The organism is Streptococcus suis (genome assembly GCF_002964045.1).
GTDB lineage: Bacteria > Bacillota > Bacilli > Lactobacillales > Streptococcaceae > Streptococcus > Streptococcus suis_U.
Genome location: NZ_POPB01000576.1, coordinates 1 through 342 on the forward strand (window position 1 = coordinate 1; position 342 = coordinate 342).

A 342-nucleotide genomic window follows, 5' to 3' on the forward strand; every position below is an offset into this window, starting at 1 on the left:
ATTTACAGGTGGTTTACAACGATGTAAACTATCCGGCTTTGATGGTATTTAATGGTCTACTAGGTGCTTTCTCCCATTCGAAGTTATTTATGAATGTTCGTGAGAATGAAAGTTTGGCCTATACAATTGGCAGTCAGGTTTCTATTTTTTCAGGAATGCTGAAGGTCTATGCTGGAATTAGCCGTGAAAATAGACTCAGGGTAATGAAGTTAATTAGTAAACAACTACTTGATTTAAAATATGGTAAGTTTACAGAAGAAGAATTAGAGTTGACAAAAAACATGTTGATTCATTCAGCAACCTTGGCTCAAGATAGGCAGAATAATTTGATAGAACAAGTAT

General features: G+C 34.5%; 1 protein-coding gene. It reads left to right on the forward strand.

All coding sequences use genetic code 11. The features are described 5' to 3' along the window. Positions 1-342 (forward strand): insulinase family protein (locus C1E99_RS12790; RefSeq protein ID WP_161951213.1); only part of this gene is annotated, 342 nt, incomplete at both ends.